The 17511-nt window shown below is 36.2% G+C and carries 19 protein-coding genes and 3 pseudogenes; 11 read left to right on the plus strand and 11 right to left on the minus strand.

The window, feature by feature from the left end:
- Positions 1-165: 165 nt before the first annotated feature.
- Both GFS03_RS08220 and GFS03_RS08225 read right to left on the minus strand, forming a co-directional pair.
- A complete protein-coding gene (locus GFS03_RS08220) occupies positions 166-345 on the minus strand; it encodes a hypothetical protein (protein ID WP_153423359.1) in 180 nt (59 codons plus the stop codon).
- A gap of 3 nt (positions 346-348) precedes the next feature.
- Complete coding sequence (locus GFS03_RS08225) at positions 349-669, minus strand: hypothetical protein (RefSeq protein WP_153423361.1); 321 nt, start codon at positions 667-669, stop codon at positions 349-351.
- Between the two features lie 126 nt (positions 670-795).
- Here GFS03_RS08225 and GFS03_RS08230 point away from each other — a divergent pair, with 126 nt between their 5' ends.
- Together GFS03_RS08230 and GFS03_RS08235 are read left to right on the plus strand one after the other, a co-directional pair.
- Positions 796-1386 (plus strand): hypothetical protein, encoded by a 591-nt coding sequence (locus tag GFS03_RS08230; RefSeq protein ID WP_153423363.1) that lies wholly within the window; start codon positions 796-798, stop codon positions 1384-1386.
- Positions 1387-1392: 6 nt separating this feature from the next.
- On the plus strand, positions 1393-2355 hold the full coding sequence (locus tag GFS03_RS08235; RefSeq protein ID WP_153423365.1) for an SDH family Clp fold serine proteinase: 963 nt from the start codon (positions 1393-1395) through the stop codon (positions 2353-2355).
- A 26-nt stretch (positions 2356-2381) separates the two neighbouring features.
- On the opposite strand, the gene GFS03_RS08240 is transcribed toward GFS03_RS08235, so the two are convergent.
- Positions 2382-2648: a MarR family winged helix-turn-helix transcriptional regulator gene (locus tag GFS03_RS08240; protein WP_153423367.1), complete on the minus strand. Its 267-nt coding sequence runs from the start codon at positions 2646-2648 to the stop codon at positions 2382-2384.
- Between the two features lie 108 nt (positions 2649-2756).
- Between GFS03_RS08240 and GFS03_RS08245 the strand changes: the two genes are divergently transcribed.
- From GFS03_RS08245 to GFS03_RS08255, 3 genes and pseudogenes are all read left to right on the plus strand, one after another.
- Entirely contained in the window at positions 2757-3008 is a 252-nt protein-coding gene (locus GFS03_RS08245) for a winged helix-turn-helix domain-containing protein (RefSeq protein WP_153423368.1), read from the plus strand.
- A pseudogene (locus tag GFS03_RS08250) lies at positions 3001-3204 on the plus strand (chromosome partitioning protein ParB); the annotation flags it as partial. The gene GFS03_RS08245 and the pseudogene GFS03_RS08250, both read left to right, overlap by 8 nt.
- 317 nt (positions 3205-3521) lie before the next feature.
- Entirely contained in the window at positions 3522-3965 is a 444-nt protein-coding gene (locus GFS03_RS08255; protein ID WP_153423369.1) for a hypothetical protein, read from the plus strand.
- 26 nt (positions 3966-3991) lie between these two features.
- On the opposite strand, the gene GFS03_RS08260 is transcribed toward GFS03_RS08255, so the two are convergent.
- The gene (locus tag GFS03_RS08260; RefSeq protein ID WP_153423371.1) at positions 3992-5899 is read right to left on the minus strand and encodes a hypothetical protein; all 1908 of its coding nucleotides are present in this window, start codon (positions 5897-5899) and stop codon (positions 3992-3994) included.
- A gap of 35 nt (positions 5900-5934) precedes the next feature.
- On the minus strand, positions 5935-6090 hold the full coding sequence (locus GFS03_RS13345; RefSeq protein ID WP_167738486.1) for a hypothetical protein: 156 nt from the start codon (positions 6088-6090) through the stop codon (positions 5935-5937).
- A gap of 131 nt (positions 6091-6221) precedes the next feature.
- On the opposite strand from GFS03_RS13345, the gene GFS03_RS13590 reads away from it, so the two are divergent.
- Entirely contained in the window at positions 6222-6500 is a 279-nt protein-coding gene (locus GFS03_RS13590) for a hypothetical protein (protein ID WP_238699088.1), read from the plus strand.
- Between the two features lie 197 nt (positions 6501-6697).
- On the opposite strand, the gene GFS03_RS08270 is transcribed toward GFS03_RS13590, so the two are convergent.
- From GFS03_RS08270 to GFS03_RS08285, 4 genes are read right to left on the minus strand one after another with little or no spacing between them, the layout of a single operon-like run.
- On the minus strand, positions 6698-7030 hold the full coding sequence (locus tag GFS03_RS08270; RefSeq protein ID WP_238699089.1) for a hypothetical protein: 333 nt from the start codon (positions 7028-7030) through the stop codon (positions 6698-6700).
- 29 nt (positions 7031-7059) lie between these two features.
- Entirely contained in the window at positions 7060-7311 is a 252-nt protein-coding gene (locus GFS03_RS08275; protein WP_153423372.1) for a hypothetical protein, read from the minus strand.
- Positions 7312-7327: 16 nt separating this feature from the next.
- Positions 7328-9667 carry a methyltransferase type 11 gene (locus GFS03_RS08280; protein WP_153423374.1) on the minus strand — a complete coding sequence of 780 codons (2340 nt, stop codon included), beginning with the start codon at positions 9665-9667 and terminating at the stop codon, positions 7328-7330.
- On the minus strand, positions 9664-10560 hold the full coding sequence (locus GFS03_RS08285) for a coiled-coil domain-containing protein (RefSeq protein ID WP_153423376.1): 897 nt from the start codon (positions 10558-10560) through the stop codon (positions 9664-9666). The genes GFS03_RS08280 and GFS03_RS08285 overlap by 4 nt, the downstream gene beginning before the upstream one ends.
- 78 nt (positions 10561-10638) lie before the next feature.
- Between GFS03_RS08285 and GFS03_RS08290 the strand changes: the two genes are divergently transcribed.
- Complete coding sequence (locus tag GFS03_RS08290) at positions 10639-12501, plus strand: VirB4 family type IV secretion system protein (protein ID WP_153423378.1); 1863 nt, start codon at positions 10639-10641, stop codon at positions 12499-12501.
- A gap of 167 nt (positions 12502-12668) precedes the next feature.
- Here the strand turns inward: GFS03_RS08290 and GFS03_RS08295 are convergent.
- Positions 12669-12800, minus strand: a pseudogene (locus GFS03_RS08295) (ISH3 family transposase); the annotation flags it as partial.
- Between the two features lie 70 nt (positions 12801-12870).
- On the opposite strand from GFS03_RS08295, the gene tnpA reads away from it, so the two are divergent.
- Both tnpA and GFS03_RS08305 read left to right on the plus strand, forming a co-directional pair.
- Positions 12871-13269, plus strand: coding sequence for an IS200/IS605 family transposase (tnpA, locus tag GFS03_RS08300; RefSeq protein ID WP_153423380.1), 399 nt, complete (start codon positions 12871-12873; stop codon positions 13267-13269).
- Positions 13256-14524 carry an RNA-guided endonuclease InsQ/TnpB family protein gene (locus tag GFS03_RS08305; RefSeq protein ID WP_153423382.1) on the plus strand — a complete coding sequence of 423 codons (1269 nt, stop codon included), beginning with the start codon at positions 13256-13258 and terminating at the stop codon, positions 14522-14524. Before tnpA ends, GFS03_RS08305 begins: the two co-directional genes overlap by 14 nt.
- Positions 14525-14538: 14 nt before the next feature.
- Here GFS03_RS08305 and GFS03_RS08310 read toward each other — a convergent pair.
- Positions 14539-15467: pseudogene (locus tag GFS03_RS08310) on the minus strand (ISH3-like element ISC1225 family transposase); the annotation flags it as partial.
- Between the two features lie 624 nt (positions 15468-16091).
- Between GFS03_RS08310 and GFS03_RS08315 the strand changes: the two are divergent.
- A complete protein-coding gene (locus GFS03_RS08315) occupies positions 16092-16343 on the plus strand; it encodes a plasmid regulator (RefSeq protein ID WP_153423384.1) in 252 nt (83 codons plus the stop codon).
- Complete coding sequence (locus GFS03_RS08320; protein WP_153423386.1) at positions 16340-17464, plus strand: hypothetical protein; 1125 nt, start codon at positions 16340-16342, stop codon at positions 17462-17464. The genes GFS03_RS08315 and GFS03_RS08320 overlap by 4 nt, the downstream gene beginning before the upstream one ends.
- Positions 17465-17511: the final 47 nt, after the last annotated feature.

Genomic DNA, 17511 nt, shown 5'->3' on the forward strand with positions numbered 1-17511 from the left:
GAAATTTTCCTAATACCTTTGAATGATAACGCCATTAAAACCACCTCAACTTATCATCCTCTCAATAACTTTCCTAACCTTATCCTTCACGTCAGAGATCTGAGCAATAACCTCATCGTCAATAACTTTGTTAAGTAGTCGATATTCTTTTGAGTGCTTAATACCTCAGTCATTTCCTCTCACCTGGGATATTAAGTAATCTATTAGGGATTCTTTGGCTTTCGTTAGGTATTCGTATGCCTCATCATCGTAGCTCATTGCAACCTTCATAGCCTCATTAATGTGATAGATTGCTGTGATGATTTCTAGTAGTTCATTACCATTAACTTGTCTCTGTGCCTGCATTCTTCATCCCCAGCTCGCTATGTCCTCTTCTATCTTCATTAGTTCGTTTCTTGTCTTCTCTACTTCCTCCTTAACCTTAGCATCATTTAATAACTGCTTTAGAGTTTCGATGTGCCAGCAGTGTCTTCTAAATGTGTATCCTTCGCAATCACAGGAAGCTTTAACAGTCTTCAGAGTTAGAGGATCTATTACTAACCTCGTATAGTGGGTTAAATTTGGTCTGGACTTACTTTCTATATCTGCACTTACGATTATTCCTTCACCAAAATTGTAAAAAACATCTAACCTTTTGATCGGATTTTTGGGGATTTGTGTGGAAATCATGTTTGTTTCATATTTTTAAACACAAAACAAGTATATAAATGTTTCTAATTTAAAAACATGAAACAATAAAACACGGTATAGGTAGGCAAAGTTATAGCTTTAGAAGTAAATATTTAATTTGAGAGTATGTCGGAGAACATTAAGCTCGTAAGAAAGTATTTGGCAATAGATGAGAATAGGAATATTGTGGCTGAGGGTAATTCGTGGGAGGAGGTTGAGGAGATAATGAAAAAGAAGGGCTATAAAAGAAGTCAATACGATATTTTAATCGTCGTTGAAGGAAATGAGAACAAATACATCACGGGAAAAAGAGCAATTATCCTTACAATTTTAGAATTGGCTAGGGAAAAACAAATTGTATTGTCTAAAACTAAAATACAAAAATTAGTTTTCTTAGTCCAAAAGGAATTGGGAAAGGAATATTTTAAATTCGTACCTTATAAGTACGGCCCATGGAGCTCTGAATTAGCCGAAGAATTAGATAAATTAGTAAATGAAGGAATAGTTAAGAAGTACGAGAAGGATTCATCGAATTTCTACGAGCTTCAAACGCAGGCCGAAAAGGATAAAGAAGTAGAAAGGAAGGCAAATAAGTATATTAGTATGCCTTTAGAATACCTTCTAGCCCTTATTTATGCAAGGTATCCAGAAATGACTGAGCTGAGTGAGATAAAGGAGAAAGTTAAGGAATTTCAGAAAAGATTTAATATATTGTGAAGAAAAATGGAGGACATTCTTCAAAAATTATTAAATGAGATTGAGAAATCAATTTCAGACTATGAAAAAAGTTTTGGTGATAATAAAGTATTTACAATAATTCTTGCCTACCATACGGGTAGTTTCTCTCCTGCCTCAATTTCTAGGCAAGATGTAGAGGTTATCTATACTTTTTTGAAGAATAAAATGAAATTCATAGGGAATAAAAAAGTAGAGGAATTTCATGTAATATTACATTCTAGTGGTGGAGATCCAGATGCCGCATATCAAATAGCCAGAATTATAGATAGGATAGGTAACTCTATAGCTAATTCCGTAGTTTATTGTACCCCAAGGTTTGCTAAAAGTGCTGCAACTCTTATGGCTTTAGGTGGCAATAGGATTATAATGACCGAAATAGCGGAATTAGGTCCTATAGATCCACAGATATATTTTGAAGGGCAGTGGATCTCAGCAAAGACTGTAAGGGATTCTATGAAGTATATGATTGGAACCCTACTAGACCTTTTAAGGGAAAAAGGAGGAGAGATTAATTTTGGCAATGTACCAGGGTTGCAGCAAGTTGTGAATAGTATCGTAGATAGTATAGTTGGAAGATTTGTAGGTATAGGTGAGTACGAATCGTTAATAAGTTATATAAAGCAATTGGCTAAGGAGCTCCTCGCTCTCAGAATGTTCGAAAATCCTTCGGAAATAGATAATATTGTGAATAACCTCATAGAAAGGTATTCTTCACATGGGATGGTAATAGATTATCAAAAAGCTCAGCAACTGGGTTTAAGGATTGAAAAAGTAAACGATAACATGGAAGATAAGTTATTGCAAATATACTCTAATCTCGGCAATCTATTTAAATATATAGACATGTTAGGTTCTGGAATATCAGAACAGATTAATCCCCAATATATACCAACGTATCCCTGGAACATAGAGCATGGTATTATCTTTCTACCTTATCCAAATCAATGAAGATTAATCATAAGGGCGGTTAATTTTTAACTATTAAGAATATCATAGATTTTCTTTAAATATTCGGAGATTTCCTTACCCTTATCTGTTAATCTGATTATCTTCTTACGCGGAAATTCTTGTTGTTGTTCTTCTTTGGCTAATCCTATTTCTACTAAGTAATTTACCGCATCGACTACGGTCTTTGAACCCAATTTAGTCCTCTCTATTATCTCCCTAACACTCATACCCTGGGAATCCGATAAAGCTATTAGTATTTTCTGTTCTGGGTTAAGGAACTCTCTCTGTCGCATTTCGAATTTCAAAAGGAGAAACGTTATTATTAATCTGAGCTTTCTGTTTTGAAATTAAAAAACCGAAACATTTATAGCTATGTTTAACTTTTAAAAACATGAAACAAGATGCCCACTCTAAACGAGTTTGAATACCCTATATATTATTTAGAAATATTGAAAAGACTGAACGAACCTAAAGGCATAAGACAATTAGAAAAAGAGACTGGGCTTAATTATCATAAAATATACAACGCATTAAAAAACCTGGAAATAGACGGAATAGTATCTAGAAGAGATGCTGGAAAGGAAAAGCTGTATTATCTAACTGAAAAGGGATATGAACTTTTAAGAAAACTTAGGGTGATATTAATTGAGTAAGCTGAAGGAGTATAAGATAATTTCTACAGATCTCATTAAGGAAGTTGAGGAGTTTAAGAACTTCGTCCCTGAAAATAACATGTATGATAAGATTAAGGAGGACATATCAAAGAACGGAATAAAGGTACCGCTTATTGTTAACCAAAACTATGAGTTAATTAACGGATATACAAGGCTAAAGATAGCCAGGGAACTTTTCTAACGTTTTATATTCTCTAACTCTAGCTAATGCTTCTTTAGGATCATTAACACCCTTTAACATTTCAGCTAAACCCTAGCTCACTGCTTTCTATATCTGATATACAAAATGAAAAAATACACAACCGCGGTTTCGTATATTTAAAGCAGAAATTGTAAAAAGTGAATAGCAAAGTCCCTTCAATTTTTCTCTTAGAAACTCCCCAGTTTTTCCAGTTCTTTCTCAGCTGTACTACGTAAAAATTCAGATTTTTTAAAAAACTGGGGAGTAAAAGCGTCGTAATCTTTATATTTTTCGGAATTCAAAATAGAATTATGGAGCAAATAGTAGATTTCCCAGACCCAGCAGATTATAACTACCCAGAAGAGGTTAGACTACCAGATGGAACTTTATTGATGGGAAGAACACCTGGCGAAAGTCCACTAATCATGAATAGGAAAATCTGGCGATTATATCCATCATTTAAAGCAATTAGATATAAGCAATACGATGATGGGACATATGATATAATACTACAGTCGACGCAGAACGGAATAACATACAGAATGCCGCAAGATCCTATAACAGTAAGCATCGTTGATACTATTTTACATAATCCTGGAATCAAACCTGAAGAAGTCATGGGTACTGCTTTAGCATTACAACAACAGGCTGGTGTAGATCTTTCTAATGAAGATAGAATGTTTGCTTGGGCGTTTTATGTTTATGATGCAATATCACTTCTAGCAGTTTATGGTTTAATTAGAATAGAAATGTGAAAAAGAAAGAAAAAACTTTTTACTTTTTATGGATTTTGATTTTGTTGAATTCCTATAGTTTTTCTTTCTAATTTGATATCTGGTTGGTAGTTGTTTGCTCTAAGCATTGAAGAACCTATTCCTAGTCTTCTTTGAAGGGACATATCGAAATGTCTAACAAATAGTGCTGTATTCTGTTTCAGCGCGTCAAGGAAAGCATGGAATTTCGTTTCTTGTGCCATTACATTTGCTGTTGCGGATGATTTTCCTCCAGAAATACTATTTCCTCCTATTGTTCCACGTGATACCACAGTACCTATTTTTGAATTTCTAGGAGTCAGTCTCATTCCAGTTCCGTAAACTGTGTTTCCTATTCTGAGATTTTGATTTCCTGGTAGCGGATTGATTGTTCTGTTGGGGTTCGTAATTTGTTGCGCTCTGAAACCAGATGGTAATGCCTGACGTACCCTCCCTATTGGTGCCTGTGTTTGCACTGTTGGCCTGTTCATCACCCTTTGCACCGTGGGTGGGATTATAGCGTTCCTAATCCCTGATAATGGTGAAGATTGCAGCGCGGGGGCTATTGCTACTGCTGTAGTCTGCGCTGGGGCGGGATTATTTAGTGTTGCTGGCTGTGGTGTTGTAATTGGAGTTGGCCTGTTTAGTGGTACATTACTGGGTACCTGGTTTGGTCTATTTCCCTGTAGCTGTGTAGTTCCAGATGATCCCCCACCCTGTATTTGGGATCCGCCTCCTCTAAAACTTCTGCTTATTATCCCTCCTCCTCCAGTACCTGCCCCTATCCCTCCGAAAGCTATTCCAGTAGTCCATGGTAATATCCCCATCGTCAATGGTGCAAAAGCTGCGGCTAATCCTGTCAGTAATCCAGAATCTGCCAGAATGTATATTGCTCCTGCCGCAATTATTCCTCCTACTGCCATTCCTAATACGAAATACGCTATGAATTCCACAACCCTCCTTAACGGAGGCCATAACCATAATGCAGCCAAGATAGGTGCTAGAGCAATTGTAGCAGATATTATTAAATATCTTGCCAGTGCCAAGTCGAAAGCAATTATACTCATTTCTAGTAGTGTTGCCGAAAAATCAGCAAGAAATGGCACAAAATATCCTGAAGCTATCCCTCCTGCGATCCATCCAATCAGAACACCTATAACTGCATTTAAGAATGTCTGTACGCTAGAACTATTCAGAATTGTTGCTATTATACCGTTTATTATTTCAGCAAATCCAGACCATATAGAAAGGGCTCCTGCAATTAGTATAGAAGCAACTACTATGTCCTTAACTATTGTAACTAGGTAACGCATTAGTTCTGTTTCCATATCAAACAGAAACCGCCAGATTGCTAAGATTATTACTCCTATTACCGCTATTGCTCCAGCATACTGATCTACTAGACCCGCTAAACTCTGCATTGCTCCAGTGTTAGGCAATATAGTAGCGAAATTTATTATATCAGCAATGAAATTAAGCGAAATTCCGTGGGCTGCTGCGCTTGCTGTTAATTGATTTAGCTGAACATTTGTAGGTAAAGAAGATGAAGAAAATAAAGAAGATGCTGATGACATTAATATAAACATGACCGCAACTAATCCGATCATTTCAAATCCATGTTCTAGATCCCCCTTAGCAACTAAATAACCGCCATAGATCGCTCCTATACCAAATGCTACTATTGCTAAATCTATTATGTAATTTGCTCCAGGTAAGTTCAACACAGATGATGGAATTACACTATTTACTTGTGGAACTAAATAATTTACTATTGTAAGAATTAATGCACCTCCAGCAGTTGCCATTATTAATTTTCTAAATCCTTCGTGAAGATTATGTTCGGCACTGATTTTCCATGTAGCTATGATTATTTCTATTCCTATCGCTACTAATGCTATCCATTCTGCGTATCCTAAAGCAGTATAAATTGCACTCATTTCATAAGACTAAAAGAAAAACCTAAAATACTCAGTTAGATTTCTTCCTCCTTTATAATTCTCACGTTCAGTTTCTTTATTCCCGCAACGAATTTAGGATTAGAAGTTATCAAGATTACTTTCTCAATATCTTCGCGTAGAAGAAATTTTCTTGCTAGCTTCTTATCTTCAATTTCAATCCTATAATGCATTAATTCTTTTTGTGTATTCCAGGCTAATAAGTACATTCTTATTTTTTAGAGTATTACATGCGATCCAGGGGAAATAATGATATCACAATTATCTGTTTCCTTAAATTCAATTTGTTTTATCAATTTCCTCAATGTTAAAGGATCATGAAATAATTGTAGATCCTGTTTATGTATTTGTAGAAGATAATGTGAAAAGATTTGAGAATGTGTTGAACATCAAGATCCCGAACTACATGATAATGCAGATAACGTACGATTTGAAGAAACTCTACAAAAATAATGCTAAATATAAGTACAGCGTTTCTTCAATAATTGCTCTTCTTTATCATTACAAAATGATAAACTACAGAGAAGCATTACAATTATTGAAGCTATATAGCACATGGAAAAACGATTTAGAGAAACCCTAAGGCTGTTAAAGCCGAAGAAAGCAGAGAAGAAGAAAGTTGTTTGCCCGAAGTGTGGGGAAGAAGGTTACGTAGTGATAAGTAAAAATTATGTATATATCTCTCACTATAAGAATAAAATTCTAACAAAATGTTATGTTGGAAGGATAGAGGGGTTAAAAAACTTTTTGGTATAGGAAAGGAAAAAAGGATTACCTTCTTTAGACGAAGAAGTTCAATATTATTGAAATTAATGATATTATTACTCCGCCTATAACGCTGTACATTAAATCTCTTTTTCCGCCTTCCATATCATGAAGCATTGCGATCTTAATTCCAGCAAGTAAAGCGCCTACTCCTATTCCGCCTACAATCCCTATCCATGATAAATATCCCAGAATACTTGTTAATGCGTTGGATGTGGTCGGTGCGGTTGGCGTTATCGATACTTGTGCGCTAACTATTATCATTCGTATTAACATTATCGATAATATTGCTAATGATATTTTAGTTGATCTAGATATCCTTATTATTTTTCTTAACAACTTCTTCATTTTTCCCTCGCCCTATTTTCTGCAAAAATTTATATACCTTCAATCTTCTTCACATTCTTTCTCTCTATAAGAACTATATTTGATAATTTCACTCCGCCCTCTGAAATATCTTCTACAACAAATTCGCTATTATCAAGAACTATTCTGTCGCCGACTTTGATTGCATGATCAAAAATAGTGATCGGAGCTATTACAATCATTTTGATTTTAAGCAATTTTTTGTCCATTTTCAGGATTTCCCCTATAATTTTTTGTCCATTTTCAAGCTCAATCGTGTACATATTCTCACCAAGATTATCAATAAAACTTATATTCAGCAGTATCATTGTACGACAATTTCAGTGTTGTAGTAGTATTATAAAATATGATAGGTGTTATATTCAGATAATAAGTTCCATAGTGAAAGATAATTGTAGTCGGTAGCGGACTGTATAGCGTCACGTTGTTATACGTGCCGTTAGGGATCTGCCAATAGCTGAAGTACTTGTATAAGCTTGCTATGTCGCTTAGATATGTATAGTTATATTGCAGAAATACAGTGTTGTTAAGCCAATATTCTGGAAGATCTTGCACGTTAACATAGACATAAGACCAATTGTTTATCCAGTGCCCTGCAATGGGATAGAAGCTTGTCACGTTATAATAATTTCCTATTGTTACGTTAACAGGCATCAGATTTTCTAGAATTAAAGCTAGATTGATATTTGCTTCATACTGCGTTCCGTTTTCATCCCACAGTGCCTCGATCGGATATTGATGTTGATAAGATGAAGAGATATTTCTAATATTATGAGCAATTAATTCTGCAGTTATTCCATAAGCCTCTGCCTTCCAGAATTTAGTGTAATTGTAGTTTAGATGTGCTGTAACATTATCTGTGAATTGAATTGTGAAATTATAGATATTTTCTGCTAATAATCTGTATTCAGTCCACTCCAGATATTCAAATGCATAATTATTCTTGAAAACTTCTGAGGGCGGAGGATGAATGACAACGTAATCAGGTACTGGAAATGTTGTTATGTTTATCGAGAATTTGAGAGTGTAATTATATCCACCGTATTGGTTTTGAACTATAGCTGGTGTTGCGTTTATCCAACCTACAAGCCCTGTATAATTCCTTTTTATTATAATATTACCGTAATGCATGTCCATTATTAGTGTATCATTTGCGAAGACTTTTACATATTCCTTGTAAGATTGATTCGCGAACATTGTATATGTCAGTGAAAATTGATAAGGTCCGTCACCATATCTTAATAATTTATAATAAGTATTATTTTGAAGCCACGTTAATGGGTTCGTGCCATTGTACGTATATCCTTCACCTTGTAGATTTACATAAGAAATTTCCATGAAGTTTGGTATATAGTAACGCATTGACGCATAATTTATGTACCAATTACCGTCGCCAGTTCCTGTAGCTCCCCCTAAATATATTGTATATAAGCCGTTTTGTAACGTGGGGTACCAATCGAAGTTTGAAAGTGCAACACTAAGTTTCACATATTGCCCTGTGTTTACATTAGCAACATATGCTGTAATTATTCCGTTCTGAAGTGTTACGTTAAAATATAATAGCTGTCCTATGCGGTAACTTATTCCTAACCCTACGTATGATATTTGATATCTCACATTTCCGTTAGAAATGAAGAAGTTTACGTTAGGTCCTAGAGGATCAAACTGAACAACGATAGCATATGTATTAGCAGGAAACGCTACAGATCCGCTGTAGGGAAATCCAGAGCCATAAATAGTTTTTTGAATTGAATATATATTGAATGCCCATGATGTTACGTAACCATATGCTATTCCAATATAGAATCCGTCTGCAATACTTGGCGTATTACTTTCTGTTGCTCCTCCCTCTAATGCAATAGAAATTCCTCCCTGAATGTATAGATATTTTGTGAAATATATAAGACCAGAAGACGCTGTTTGAGCAGGAACAAAAACTAAATAGTTACCGCTTATGTAAGGATATGAATAAGTTATTCGATAAGACTCACCATAGACGTCATAGAAACCAATTTCGTTAAATGTTCCGCTAGGCCAGATATTGTATTCCGTGGGTTTTAGAACTACAATTGTGCTATTTATTATAGAAAGATGAGCGGTTACATTAGTAGAAGGTGTGTAAGTATTATTATATATCGTCACATTGAATTTAGATATGTTAAATGTAAGATAATTCTGTGTCCAGGTTTCATTCTCTTTATCAGATAGTGGTATGGTGTAAGAGTGCATGATTCTATAGCTAAAAAATGACGCATTAAGGAACTGAATTAAATCCTCGGCCTCCCAATAGCGGACGGGACTTACCAACGTTGCGTTCAGTTCTAATATCTTCTTCAGTGAATCAATTATGTTCATATTTCCAGTTTGATTGACGATTGGACCTAAAGAATCCTTAGTGAGATTTGATAGAACTTTGAAGTGCTGTATCTTAGCATATTTTATAATATTGTCTAGGCTTAAGCTGATGTTATAGCTAGTAATATTGTAGTGAATATTTCCAGAAGCTGATGGAGGTGAGGGGGATTGATAAAAATAATTAATGTTTGCAAACACGGCTAAAAGAATGATTAAACCTAGAAAAAATACAGAATAATATACGTATCTACTTGCGAAGCTCATTTCCTCACCACCGAGAATCTTTTCCTTCCTATTTTCTTTTCTAATTCTGCTTTCTTTTTGTAAATCTCTTTGAGCTCAGCGCTTATTCTGCTCTTAAGCGCTTTATCGTTAATGAGCTTTATTAATGCTTTATCCTGAGTGATTTTTTTGTTATAATATTCTAGTAAGACACTGTGATATTGTTCTTTCAGTTCTTTCAATTTCTTCTTGTCTGTTGTTGTCTTTATTTGATTCCTTAATTCATCTATCTTCTTCTTCAGCTCATTTAGTTCTTCGTTAGATATCAATTGCACTTTCTCAAATTTTCTGAGCTCAGCATTATTCTTATTCTTTAATTTGTTCAGTTCTGAACGTTTTTTGTAAAGTTTCTTTATTTTTTCTGATATTTTCTTTCTTTCAATTTTGTTTGCGCTTTTCATTTTTGTTCTCAGTTCTTGTATTTTACTATCAATATTGCTTATCTCAGCCGAATAGTATTCTATTTCATATTGTAATAGATCTGTCTTTAACATCAGCTTCTTAACTAGATCTTTTTCATCTTTTATCTGTTGTCTTAACGAAGATATTTTTATTTCTAATTCTTCAGTGTTCTGTATCTGTGTTGTTGTTGGTACTATTCTCATGCCCTTAGATTTTAAAGTATAATAGTAGAGCATTGCCTGCAACTGATTCTCAAATGATAATGCTCTATCAGGTCCAAATGCTATTATCAATGACGCTATTATTACTATGATTCCTATGGCAATATCATCTATAGTTCCTTTCCTGATCATTCCATATCCTAACATTCCTCCTAGTGCTAGTGGTAATAATTTTCTTATCTTGAAAGGACCAAGTTTTTCATTTAGAAGACTTGAGTCTTTTATTATAGTTACTTCCCTGAGCTTTACCATCCCATTTCGATAATGAAAAATATTTAAATATAGGACTCCGCCTTTAGCCCTATTTAAATATTTGTCTTAAATTGGCTGATGAAGCTGTTCAACTTTCAAAATCAGAAAAAGAAGGAAGAAGAATACAAATGGTACACAGTAGAACCGAGCCCGTTCCAATTATTGGCTCAGGAAGATCAGGATAGGCTAACTAATAATTTTTCAAATTTATTGAATTCTGTAAATGATGCAGTAATATATATAAAAAATGTATTTGATGAATATGAATACGAAGGAAATCGATACCAGGTGTTGATAACTAAATTTTTCTTTGGGACAAAAGAAAATTCACCAGGTTTCTTCAATATGAAAGATACTGGGGATCCACTAAAAGAAAGGCCAAAAGTTAGATACGAATATAGGGACAAAGTTCTGTTAGATGACAATACTTATGCTAAAGTTCTTGTTGTGTATAATTATCCCGACTATCTGCCAGATGGATTCGTTTATGAATATACTGGAATTGCTGATGAAATTTTCATGAAATTTAGACAAGTAGACCAGTATAAGGCAATCAAAATGATATCAGCTGCCAGATTGAGGGCTGAAAGTCTTTTGACTGGAAACAGGGTTACGCCAGAAATTGAAAGAAAAGTTCAGAAATTGAGAGACCTATCTTCTACGATTGGAGGGTCATCACGTCTGTTTGAAATTTATCTATATATTATAATAAAAGGTAAGAATGAATTGGAGCTTTCAGAAAAAGAAAAGCGTGCAAAAGAAATAGCTAACGCTAGGTTATTGTCTGTTGAAGCACCACCCTATATTCAAAGAGATTTGTATGAGTTGAAGACTTCTATAAGTGCATTCACTTCGTTCTCTGTAGAGAAAAATTACATAGATAGTATAAGTGCGGGAGCTTTCTATCCATTCATTTCTGAAGATTTAATAGATGAAAACGGAATATTTCTAGGTGTTTCTGGCTCAAACTCCCCAGTTATTTTCAATCCTTATGCCAGAAACAATTACAATATCGTGATTTTAGGCGAAACTGGTTCTGGAAAAAGTATCACAACTAAAGTGTTTTTGAGAAGGCTTAGAAAGAGGATGAGTATCGGAATCAATGGGATAGATCCTGAAAACGAATATGTTAAGGACGTTGTAGCCAAAGAATTAGGCATAACACCAATTATAATAAGGCCAGGGCAAAAACTAGGACTAGATTTGATGAAATTCGTGAGAGAAGGACTGATTGACGCTACTGATGCGGCAGAACTTCTAGCAGATCTGTACTATGTTCCGCAGGAACTGAGACCGAGACTAAGAAGGCTTTTTGTATCTTCCGATGCGGACACTATCTTTCAATTTGTCGATGATCTGAGAGAAAGTAAAACTGAGGACCTTTTGAAGTATTTAGATGGGATAGATGCGCCTCCAGATAGTCAAATTTATGACGGTACTCCAGTAAATATTACAGAAAATGTAGTATTCGGAATAAAAGAATTGAGGAACCAGAGGCTGAAGGTAGTAGTGAGCGCCCTGGTCACGTTGTTGTTACAGAAGAAAATGCTATCTGGAAAACAACTGCTTTTCGTTGATGAAGCATGGATTTTCAGTGAATATCCTGCAGTTCTGAACTTATTACAGGAAGTCGCAAGAAGAGGAAGAAAATACGGTGATATATTCATGTATGTAACGCAGAGACCATGGGACGTTTACGCAACGCCAGAAGGTAGAACGATACTAGAACAATCTGCTACCGCAATTCTACTAAGGCAAAGAGCAGTAGCTACTGAAATTCTTCAAAAATCTTACAATTTAAGCCAAGCTGAGATAGACTATTTGCTGAATGCAAATCCAGGGCAAGGAATAATCAGAGCGGGAAATTACAAACTATCAATTCAGATTCTGCCTACTAAAGAAGAACTAGAGAAATTCTCTACATCGCCAGTGGTGAGCTAGAAAATGCTCAGCCCAATAGAAATTATAAAAATATTTTTGCTTACATCAGCGATAGTTTTTCTATTTTTTAGTGCAATATATTATATTCTATATTTAGCACAGGTTCCGAATTTCAATACAAAATCAATAAAAGTAGTAAGTTTCATTCTTCTACGGTAGACCCAAAATCACCTCCATAAAAATAAATCTATAGTATTAATAAGTGTTTCCTCAAGATTAAATATAAAATCCTTTAGATCAGATAAATCGTCTAGAAAGCAGAGGATGAGCAGCAATCTAAACTCCTCTCTTGTCATGACAAAAGAAACAACAAGCCTCGCCACTCGTGGCGGGGTAAAAGTTTTTAAATACTGAGTACTTTAAAGTATTGTGGAACTGAAGTCCACGAGACATGTAAAGTATCTCTGTAACTATCATTTTGTATGGATACCGAAGTACAGAAGAGACGTTCTCAGAGGAGATATCTCTGAATACACTAAACAAGTCTTAAAATCAATAGCTGAAGAATTAGGTTGTGAGATAATTGCACTTGAGGTAATGCCAGACCATGTTCATCTGTTTGTTAATTGCCCACCTAGATATTCGCCATCATACCTAGCAAATTACTTCAAAGGGAAATCAGCAAGGCTCATTCTGAAGAGATACCCAGACTTGAAAACACGTGGGAAGCTATGGACAAGAAGTTATTTCGTTGCAACAGCTGGGAATGTTTCAAGTGAGATAATTAAGAAATATATAGAAAGTCAGTGGGAGAATGAAGAGGAGTAATATCGTTAAATTGTTTATTGATAAAGAGACTAAGAAGAGATTACTTGGCTTATTAGAGGTATATAGGGCTTGTTGGAATACTGTTAATTATCTTAGAATGCAACAGTTTAAGAACCACGAAAAAGTAGATTTCGTAAAGACTGAGAAAGAAACATATGAGAAGTTTAAGCAAATTCTCAAAGTTAATGCACAACAAGTTACAAGAAAAAACACTGAGGCATGGCGTTCTTTCTTTTCTTTGATAAAAGAGAAGAGGCAAAATAAGAGTCTAAAACCAAGACCACCAGGTTATTGGACACGCGGTATAATTCTTGTAAGGAATGATAGGTATACTATTGATGAGGAGGAACGTGTAATATATTTGAAGGATTTTAAGATGAGATTAAAGTATTCTGGGAAGCTGAAGTGGAGGGGAAAACAAGGTAGACTCGAAATCCATTATGATGAGGTAAGAAGACTGTTTTATGCAACCATACCAATAGAGGTTGAAGATGTTAAACTAAAAGAGAGTGGATTAAAAGCATCTATAGATTTAGGAATAGTGAACTTAGCAACAGTGTTCATAGAGAATGGCAAATGGTTTCTATTCAGAGGTGGGTCCGTTCTCTCACAGTATGAATATTACAGTAAAAAGATCGTCATAACACAGAAAAAATTAGCAATACATAAACAGAATAGAAGCAGAAGATTGAGCATGTTATACAAAAAGAGAAGTTTGTTCATGAGACATGTAATAAATTCGTTAGCGAGGAGGGTAATGGATATACTTAACAAGGAAGGAGTAAGTGAGGTTAGAGTTGGTTACCCTAAAGAGATCGCGAAACAACATGGGAATAAACTAACTGTGAACTTCTGGCGGTATAATATAATCATACAGAGGCTTAAGGAGGTTGGCGAAGAATTAGGGATAAAAGTCATTGAAGTTAGCGAGGCTTACACATCTAAAATTTGCTCCTTGTGTGGGGAAATTCACCCTCATGGAAGGGTTCATCGTGGTTTATTTAGGTGTCCCCACACAAGGAAAGTGATCAATGCAGATCTGAACGGTGCTATAAACATACTACATAGCCCCGAGTCCCAAGGAAGCTCCTATAGAGGGATAGGGGTAATAGGGCTGAAGACCCAGCCCGTGGTCTACCGCTGGACGAATGGAGCGGGGTGGAGGGATTTCCCCTCCACTAGCTATGAAGTAATGAGAGTGAAAGCGGTAAACCACAAACCTATGAACCGCTCTAAGGGAACCCCCGTCCTTTAGGGCGGGGAGGAGGTCAGGTTCTTAAACACGGTGTAAAGCGAGTAGAAGATCATGGCCAGCACGAAGATCAACTCGCGGAAGATGAACTTGGTGGAGCTCGTGAAGGGAAGGAAGGCCTTGATGTTCCTGTAAGACGTCTCAATGGGACTCCTAACCTTGTTGTACAACTTCAGCACTTCCCTCTTGGGTAGGTCGAGGTTGGTCGCCCTCGCGAAGTACACCACGGTCTTCTTCCTCTTCTTAACGATTTCCTTACCATACACCAGGAGTCTGAACTTGACCTGCTCTTCCTTCTTATGCCTCTTACTGTTTGTCGTGTACTCTCCGTCGAACTCCTCGTAGATCTTCACGTCCCCCACAGGACTCCTATCACGAACTTGAACTGCGATATGAACTTGAGGACTTCCACGGTGTAGAATCCCGCGTCCAAGGTTACGAGCCCCACCTTGAAGCCCATTCCCACAATTTGCTCCATGAGAAGCTTCACGATCTCATCCTTGCTCATCCCGTTAACTTGGGGAACGAAAGCTAGGAGGAGCACCATATTCTGATACTTCGTGGTCGCGGTAGCGTAGTTCCACGAGTTCCCCTTGGCTGAACTACCCAGTCCCTCCACCGGCTTACCATACCACGTCTTGGTTGTCCAGTCTATGGAGATGTCGACTTCCTTCACTCCCTTGAGTATCTCCATGGAAATCCTCCTCATGGACTCTAATAGCTTCTCGATCACCTCAGTTCCCTGCTCCTCCACGTAGTTCCTCACGGTCTGTGGTGACACGTTATACCCTTTGGACTTGCTTTCCACGGAGTCGTTCCACAAGCACGCGGAGACCAGAACTCTCGATACCTCCTCCGCCTTTCTTCCCTTGAAGCTCAACATGGAAAGTAATTTATACCCTACTTGTTGTAGATTATTTTGGTGAGGAAGACCAGGTGTTATCACCTTGTCTTCACCACGTGATAATACCGGCTTCCTCACCTTAAATCTTTCTTCAATTAATTGCGTTCTTGTCAAAGCTATAAATTCTATTATTTTTCAGAATCTGATATTACCCAACCAAAATTATTTTTTGTAAAATGATTTTGGGTCTACCGTTTACTGAGAAAAAGTGGAGTGCGCATATAGAAAAGGACCGCGCAAACTTTGAATTTTTCTATTAAAAAGTAAGATAATTTCAACTGTGCATATACGCGAGAAACTCCCCAGTTTACACAATATTTTCTAGATTCAGATTTTCTGCCTTAAGGTGTTCTACCTAATGATGTTCGTAAATAATATACATATCTATTTATACATGAATAGATTGTCAACACTTTCTACTCGTCATTAAGCATATAATGATAAAAATAAAGAGTATAAGACTAAACAACGACGTAAATTAATCCTGCCCGGATCCCAAAAATTTTAGTTGCAGCAGCTCGCTCTTGCGATAATGACGACAAACCTAACACTCTGTTAAGCCTGATATACCCGGGTCAGGAAGCCAATTTTTGAGTCCTTCAATGGAGGTAACACTCTGTTAAGCCTAGTTAAGGTTTAATAAGGAGAAATTTCCAATACAATTTTATGGAAAGTAAGATTGAGAAACACAAGAAACGCTTCACAATCACACAGATCGTTTTGATGGTAATGGCAAAGGCTCCGGGAAGTTGCTGCAGTTTGGAGTACCTCAGTGAGAAGACGTCAGTGGATAAAGATGAGTTGTTGGTCTATCTGTCCAGGTTAGTAAAGAGGGGTATAATAGAGAGGAAGTGGCACAGAGGAAGGGCAGGGAAAGAGAGGATGTACTGTCTGAAGTACAAGGAGGAGATACTATGAGTAAACCCGACGATAAATTCCTAGAGTATGCCAAAGCATTTTTAGAAGTAGCGGAATCCGATCTACAAGCAAGCAAACTTCTCTGGGAAAATAACTATCAAGCTCAAGCTGTATTTTATCTACAGCAATCAACTGAGAAGATGTTCAAATCGTTCAGAAGTATGTACCAGTATTTCCTTGTAGAATTTTTCGGGACTATTACAGAGGAACTATTAGCCTCCAGTAGTAGTAAACTTAATAACTTAAAGACGCTTCTTCAGTCGTTAAATAAGGGATTCAAAGATCGGAAGATAGATATACATGGACTAGAAGGTTCGCTAAGAAAAGACTATTCTCATGATCTACAAAAAGGACTGGCAAAGGATATGGAAGAGTTAAGGGGCAGGTTAAATTCCAATAAAGATATTTTTAAAGAAATTTTTTCCTTGCTGGGATACGCTAATTTAGCAGATTCTGTCGACGGGGTAGTAAATTGGCTACAAACTAATTTATTATCAAGTGATAGTGTGGCTAAAAGTAAAGGCCAAAAAATTAATGACATAGATTTAAAGCTGAAATCATTTAACGACGTTGCCTCAGCCCTAGAAATATGTTTTGATCAGTTCATCCAGCCACTAGCAAGACTCTCGCAGGATAAGCCGTCATCCAATCAGATAAGTTCCATTTTGCATATGGTGCCTCGTGCGTTATTTAGCATTTTAATATTACCGCTAGATTTATATGAAATTGCTTTCTACTTGGCAGATTTTGAACAGAAATCAAGATATCCTCAAGCGGATAGTAATAATAAGACCATAACAACTCCTGCTAATATTATTTCCAAAGAATTCAGTAATAAGGGGCTTTATGATCAAATATATATAATTGCGGAGAAAATTTTAGATAACTTCAAAAAAACTAACGACTTTCTATTCAAATTGCATGAGAAGATCACACAAGTGAATTATCCGATAGACAATGTTGTCGATGACCTCCTTAGGTTAATGAAGCTATTTAATTCCTTAGTGCCAGAATTAAAGAATTCCATACAGGGTTTTAAGAATGTTTCTGGTCCGAAGAGCTTCATTGCACAGCTTTGCGATCCTAAAATATTATCATCTTTATTACAGAATATGAAATAGCCAAAGTGAACCTTGGAGTTAACGCAATGAAACACTTATGGGCTATT

It is taken from the genome of Sulfolobus sp. E5-1-F (assembly GCF_009601705.1).
Classification (GTDB): domain Archaea; phylum Thermoproteota; class Thermoprotei_A; order Sulfolobales; family Sulfolobaceae; genus Saccharolobus.